We start from the raw sequence: 6,551 nt of genomic DNA on the forward strand, positions 1-6,551 counted from the left end.
GAAAAAAGAATTCATATTCGTGTTTATGTTTATCTTTCCAATCCTCATTCATACGCAGAGATTTGAAGGCCTGGCGTTTAAGCCTTCACAGGTATGAAATAGCCGGAATTTTTTGGGGGTCGATATCAGCAAAAAAACAATAAGGTATTAACAACATGTATCCATTGAATATACTACGCATTTTCGTGGCACTCTGCTGTTTCACAGGTTCCGCAGTCCCGGCGCCGGCGCAAAGCCGGCCTCTTGATTTTGTGTCGTCAGACACTGCGTTGCAAGGTAGTTTTTATCGCGCCAGGAAGCTCGCCCTCTCTTTCAGGGGAAGCCCATCCGATCCCGTTGGTCCCTGGTATGAAGCGGCACTTCCTTCGCGCAATGCTTTTTGCATCCGGGATGTATCGCACCAATGTATACCCGCCGAAGTGTTGGGCATGGACGCTGAAAATAAAAATATATTCACCCGCTTTGTATCTAATATTTCGGAAAGCAGAGACTGGTGCACCTACTGGGAGATGAACCGGGATGGGCAGCCGGCACCTGAAGATTACCGCAATGACCGGGAATTCTGGTACAACCTCAATGCCAATTTTGAACTCATTTATGCCTGCTGGCGTATGTATTTATGGACCGGTGATACCCACTATATAACAGCGCCGGCATTCAGGTCCTTTTTTGAGCTTACGGTAACCCGTTACCTGGAACGTTGGAAACTGCAGGTGGATTCATTGTTAACAAGGCCCGTTTACCTGAACGCGCCAGTGCCCTTTAATAACAATGATTATTTTCACCGCTGCAGGGGCCTGCCTTCTTATTACGAGGCTATACACGATGTAAAAATGGGCATCGATCTGGTGGCCGCTATTTACAGGGGATTGATGAGCTATGCAGAAATGGTCATATTATGGAAACAGCCTCAAAAAGCAGCCCTGTATCGTCAAAAAGCAGCAGCTTACCGGAAACAGCTGGAAACCTCCTGGTGGAGCGGTGCTATCAACCGGTATCACACCTATTATTCCGGCCAGGGGGGATTTGGAAGTGGTGAGGGAGAAACCTATCTGCTTTGGTACAATGCATTAACCGACAGCAGCCGTATCCGGCACACAATACAACATCTGCTCAGCGCAAAATGGAACGTAGAAAACCGGTCTTACCTGCCCTACCAGCTGGCGCGCTACGGTTATGAGGAACAGGCATACCAGAACATCTTATTCCTGGCCAACCCTGCTACAGAACGGCATGATTACCCCGAGGTGTCCTTTGGCGTTGTTGAGGGACTGGTGCAGGGCATTATGGGCGTAAGCCCGGATGCGCGTAAAGGTAGCGTTGCCACGCTCTATAGCGGTCCATCAGGCGATACCTGCGAATTGCGCAATCTTCCTGTATTGTCATCACGTATCGGGGTGCGGCACTGGAACAAAGGATCCTCCTTTGTTAATAATGGGAACTCGGTAATCCACTGGCGGGCTGGCTTCCGCGGAACCGGCCAATCGATCCTGGTTAACGGAAAAAGCCAAAAAGCGGTTCAGCAAACAACCGTAACCGGTCAGCCATTTTTTTATACAGATATTGCTGTTGCTCCCGGGGGAAAAGCAACGGCTGTTATTTTCTAAATCAATTTAAACCGCCGAAAAGGCTCATGAATAATGACAGTATTTGACAAGATCGCTGAACTGGAAGAGGTTAGTTCCTACTCAAAGCACGATCGGATCGTACAGGGTGTGATCAATACCATTGATGAAAAAATCTTATTGCCCGGAGATACACTTCCCTCAGTCAACACCATGATTCGCACATTGCGATTTTCAAGAGAAACGATCATCCGCGGATACCGCGAGTTGATCAGCAGGGGCATTGTAGCATCACGGAACCGGCTGGGATATTTTGTAGCCAATGGAAGTACCAGACAATTACTAAGAGTAGCCCTGCTCATGTATAATCTCGACAGCTTTGAGGAACAGTTTTACCGGAACTTTCGCAAAACGTTGGGCGAGGACATCAATCTGCAGGTGTTTTTTCATCACGGGAATATCGAGATATTTGAAACCATCCTGCAACGGACCCGGCGGCAATTCGGCATGTATGTGATTGCCCCCATTCCGCACCCCCGATCGAAGGAGCTGCTCAATGCCATCCCGCGTAACCGGTTGCTGATGGTTGACCGTTATGAACCAATCGATGGAGTTTTTAATCATATTACCCAGGAGTTTGAACGCTCGTCTTACGGGGTGTTTGAACAGCTGGTAAACGAGATCCGCGCATTTGACGAATTTGTTTTTTATCATTCACCAGACTCCCTGGACCCGAAAGAAATCGTAACCTCCTTTCATAAGTTCATAAAAAAATACAAGATCAATGGCAGGCTGCTCCGGGAGTTCGTCCCCGGCACCGTTGAAAAAGGAAAGGTCTATTTCACACTGGATAACTTTGCCATGTGGGAAATCCTGAAAGAATGTAAGCTGAAGAAATTCAAACCCGGAAGGGATGTAGGCATTCTTTCGCACAATGATGAACCTGCCAAAGAGTTTGTAGGCATTACCACTTACTCCGCCGACTTTGCCCTGATGGGAACCATGGCGGCTAAAACCATTTTGACAAATGAGCCCATCCAGGCTATCATACCTACAACGCTCGCCCGGAGAAATACCCTTTAAAACTTTTTTTATAAAATGATTCCTGCCATCATGAAACAATTACTCTTGCCGGTACTATTACTTTCCGGCCTTACCCTGTTTGCACAACAACGTTACTGGAAACTGAATAACGATGGGAGCATTCAATGGATCGTTCAGCCCGGACAAACACACCATGATCATATTGAGATGAGCGGCAAACAGCTTTCCGCCATTGTACGCTATGGCGTTCAACCATCGGGAGCAGCCTACCTGAACCGGAAACTGGTATTCCCGATGTTACGCACGATTCCCAATGACACCCGCGGAAACCTGATCAGGGAGTTCAATGGTAATATCACCGACTCCATCACTATCGATGGAAACCATATCACTGAAACACCGCGTAGTTTTTTGATACATGGTTTTCTGCAAACGACCAGCATACTTACCAAAGATATTGTGCTGGAACGTACCCTGTTTCCATCCACAGATCATGCGGCTTACCTGGAGTCGTACATCATCCGGAACCAGGGCCCCGCGCCGGTTTCTGTAAACATTCCGCTTATCGACAGCAACATTGTTACGGATGAAAAGAAAGGAGTATATGGTTCCTATATCATTAATACAAAGCTGTACAACGGCGGACGCATGATTCTTCGGCCGCGGGAGGCCCGTCATTTCTGGATCGTGATATCGGCAAGAAAAAAATGTGAAAACCGCTATTACTATGCCGCCACCTACGAACTTGAAAAAAGACGGGCGTTGGTTCATGAACTGGAACGCGAGCTGGTACTGCAAACCCCCGATCCGTTGATTAACCGGATGTTTGCGTTTGCAAAAGTCCGGGCCGCTGAAAGCATTTATGAAACCAAAGAAGGACTGATGCATGGACCGGGCGGCGGTGAATACTATGCCGCTATTTGGGCCAATGATCAGGCGGAATATATCAATCCCTTCTTCGCCTATTTGGGCAATGCCGCTGGTATGGAATCAGCCCGCAACAGTTACCGGCTCTTTGCCGGCTACATAAATCCTTCCTACACGCCCATTCCCAGTTCCATCATTGCCGAAGGCGCTGGCTATTGGAACGGCGCGGGCGACCGGGGTGATCAGGCTATGATTGGTTATGGCGCCTCCCAGTTTGCTTTAACCAGTGGCGACACTATCGAAGCTGCAATGCTCTGGCCCCTGATCGAATGGTGCAATACCTACCTGCTGCGTAAGAAAACGGCCGATGGTGTGATTGCCTCCCAGTCGGATGAGCTGGAAGGACGTTTCCCGGCAGGAAAGGTGAATCTTTCTACCAATGCCCTGGCCTACGGCTCTTTCTTATACGGATCACGACTGGCAACCGCGTTGGGCAAAACAAAGATGGCTGCAGAATGGCAACGGGAGGCCCTGGAGCTGCGGCAGCACATGGAACACTACTTTGGCGGCACGGTGGAAGGGTATAAAACCTATAAATATTACGAAGGGAATAATAAACTACGCTCCTGGATCTGTTTGCCGTTGGTGATGGGTATTTACGATCGGAAAGATCAGACTCAGGCAGCCCTGCTCTCTCCAAAATTATGGTCGCCCAATGGCCTGCTTACCGAATCCGGTTCCAGCACTTATTGGGACCGGTCTACGCTCTATGCATTCCGTGGCTTGTTTAAGGCAGGCGCCACAGACACCGCAATAGCCTATCTCTCTTTTTATTCCGGCAGCCGCTTGCTGGGCGCACATGTACCTTATGCCATTGAAGCCTGGCCGGAGGGCAACCAGCGCCATCTTTCAGCAGAAAGCGGGTTGTATTGCAGGGCCCTCGTGGAAGGACTGATCGGCTTTGATCCTACCGGCTTCCGGTCTTTTTCCATCAGCCCCCGGCTCCCCAAAAAATGGAACCAGCTTTCCCTTAAAAACGTCAATGCCTTCCATACAAAATTCGATCTGCTGGTACAGCGGGTTTCCGGAAAGTACCGCATTACGGTAACTGAAGAGGGCAGGAGCGGGCTCCATTTCGGATGGGATGGCAAGAAGCCTTTAAACATTACGCTTCGTTAGACAAGATCCGGTATCCATGGCACTGATCAGTTTTATCATCATCATTTTTTCCGTTGTTTTGTTCTCCTGGTTCAAAACAAGAAAGGAGAAAACGGGAACCTTAAATGCCCTGTTCTTTGCTAACCGCAAGCTTGGATTTGCTGCTGTTGGCTGCGGGCTGTTGTTTACCAATATCAATACGGCATCCTTTATTGGTGAAAACGAGCTCAGCTATGTCAATAATATGAGCGTGATGGCCTGGGGCATTACTTCGGTGCTGGCCATGCAACTGGTATCCGAACTGATCATTCCCATCTATCTCCGGACAGGGATCGCAACCACTCCCGATTTTCTTGAACTGCGGTACGATCGGTCGGTTAAGTCGATCGTTTCCCTTCTTTTCCTGGCAAATTACATTGTAAACCTGCTGCCGGCCGTGCTGTATGGCAGTGCAGTGGCATTTGACGGACTGTTTGATATTTCGGGGCATCTGGGGATCGGCCCGCAGGCAACAGTATGGCTGTTGGTATGGGTCATCGGTACATTGGGCACGTTGTATGCATTGCTTGGCGGTCTGAAGGCTCTTACGGTTTCTGACACGGTGCTCGGCTTTGCATTGTTTACCGGCGGATTGCTGCTTCCTTACTTTGCATTGCGCTACCTGGGCGCGGGCAGCTGGCAGGCAGGGTTGCACACCATCTTGTCTTCAAAAACGGAACACCTGAACAGCATCGGAAAAGCCGGAGATGCTATTCCCTTCAGTACCATCTTCACGGGCATGCTGCTGGTGAACCTGTATTATTGGGGCACTGAACAATACATCGTTCAGCAGGTGCTGGCTTCAAAGGATTTGGCTACCTGTCAAAAAGGGATCGCACTGGCGTCCCTTGGCAAACTGGTGCTTCCATTGCTGCTGAATATTCCCGGCGTAATTGCCGCCCATCTTTATACGGGTATTCCCAATACTTCCACTGTTTTTTCAAAGCTGGCCGGGGATGTATCGCCTCCGGCCTACTCCGGTTATCTGGCTGCGTTGCTATTTGGCGCTACGATCACCACTTTTATTGCCGGGCTCAACGGTTCTGCATCGCTCTTCGTACTGAACGTTTATAAGCCTCTGATCGCCGGAAAAAAGCTGCCTTCGGGCGAGCAGGACCCAGTGCGCACCGCCAAAAAATTTCAGGTGCTGATATCCATCATCGCCATGATGATTGCACCCTTCATCCTGTTTGCCACCGGAGGGTTCTATACCTGGCTTCAGAAGATTGGCGGGCTGTTCAGCGTACCCATATTTACAATTATGCTTGTTGGATTTCTTACAAAACGGGTGCCGCCGTTGGCTGCAAGGACTGGTCTGTTCTTTTTTATTATTAGCTATGGAAGTACCCAGTTGTTCTTCGATTGTAAGCTGCATTTTTTGCATGTGCTGGCCATCCTGTTTGTGATCACCACCCTGCTCATGTTGTTGATTGGCCGTTGGAGGCCCATGTCCATACCTTTTGAATTAAAGCAAAACAGTAGGGTGGCGGTCCAGCCATGGAAGTACGGGCGTATTGTTGGGCTGGCGCTTGTGGTCGCTTCTATATTGTTGTTTATGCTCTTTTCCCCGATGGGGCTGGTGAACATAGGCAAATAAAAAAGCCCCGCAACATGCGAGGCCGTAGTGGGAGTTGAGGGGCTCGAACCCCCGACCCTTCCGGCTTAAGAGCCGGAATGCTCTGAACCATCGATTAATTCCTTAATGTAAGCCCTGCTTTTCTTTGCTTTAATTTCTTTTTCCCGTTTCATTGCAGACGGTTTATCGGTGAAGGCTTCGTAGTAGGCAATGACCCAGTCATTGCTTTGGCCGGTGAATCCTTTGTGATTGGAATTGTGTCTTCTGAGGCGTTCCTGCAGGTTGCCGGCGGTAAAGCCAAC

The 6,551-nt window shown here is 49.3% G+C and carries 5 protein-coding genes; 4 read left to right on the forward strand and 1 reads right to left on the reverse strand.

All coding sequences use genetic code 11. The features are described from left to right. The first annotated feature begins 251 nt into the window (after positions 1 to 251). Genes GGU45_RS16325 through GGU45_RS16340 form a run of 4 tightly spaced genes read left to right on the forward strand, consistent with a single transcriptional unit; the run spans position 252 to position 6,270 of the window. The gene (locus GGU45_RS16325; RefSeq protein ID WP_435226514.1) at positions 252 to 1,607 is read left to right on the forward strand and encodes a hypothetical protein; all 1,356 of its coding nucleotides are present in this window, start codon (positions 252 to 254) and stop codon (positions 1,605 to 1,607) included. A 33-nt stretch (positions 1,608 to 1,640) separates the two neighbouring features. Then, on the forward strand, positions 1,641 to 2,648 hold the full coding sequence (locus GGU45_RS16330; protein ID WP_435226516.1) for a winged helix-turn-helix domain-containing protein: 1,008 nt from the start codon (positions 1,641 to 1,643) through the stop codon (positions 2,646 to 2,648). A 30-nt stretch (positions 2,649 to 2,678) separates the two neighbouring features. Beyond that, positions 2,679 to 4,655, forward strand: coding sequence for a glucosidase family protein (locus GGU45_RS16335; protein ID WP_435226518.1), 1,977 nt, complete (start codon positions 2,679 to 2,681; stop codon positions 4,653 to 4,655). Positions 4,656 to 4,671: 16 nt separating this feature from the next. Then, positions 4,672 to 6,270: a solute:sodium symporter family transporter gene (locus tag GGU45_RS16340; RefSeq protein WP_435226520.1), complete on the forward strand. Its 1,599-nt coding sequence runs from the start codon at positions 4,672 to 4,674 to the stop codon at positions 6,268 to 6,270. 65 nt (positions 6,271 to 6,335) lie between these two features. Here the strand turns inward: GGU45_RS16340 and GGU45_RS16345 are convergent. After that, a partial coding sequence (locus GGU45_RS16345; RefSeq protein WP_435226522.1) for a GIY-YIG nuclease family protein occupies positions 6,336 to 6,551 on the reverse strand: 216 nt, incomplete at its 5' end.

This window comes from Niabella hirudinis (assembly GCF_051201075.1).
GTDB lineage: Bacteria > Bacteroidota > Bacteroidia > Chitinophagales > Chitinophagaceae > Niabella > Niabella hirudinis.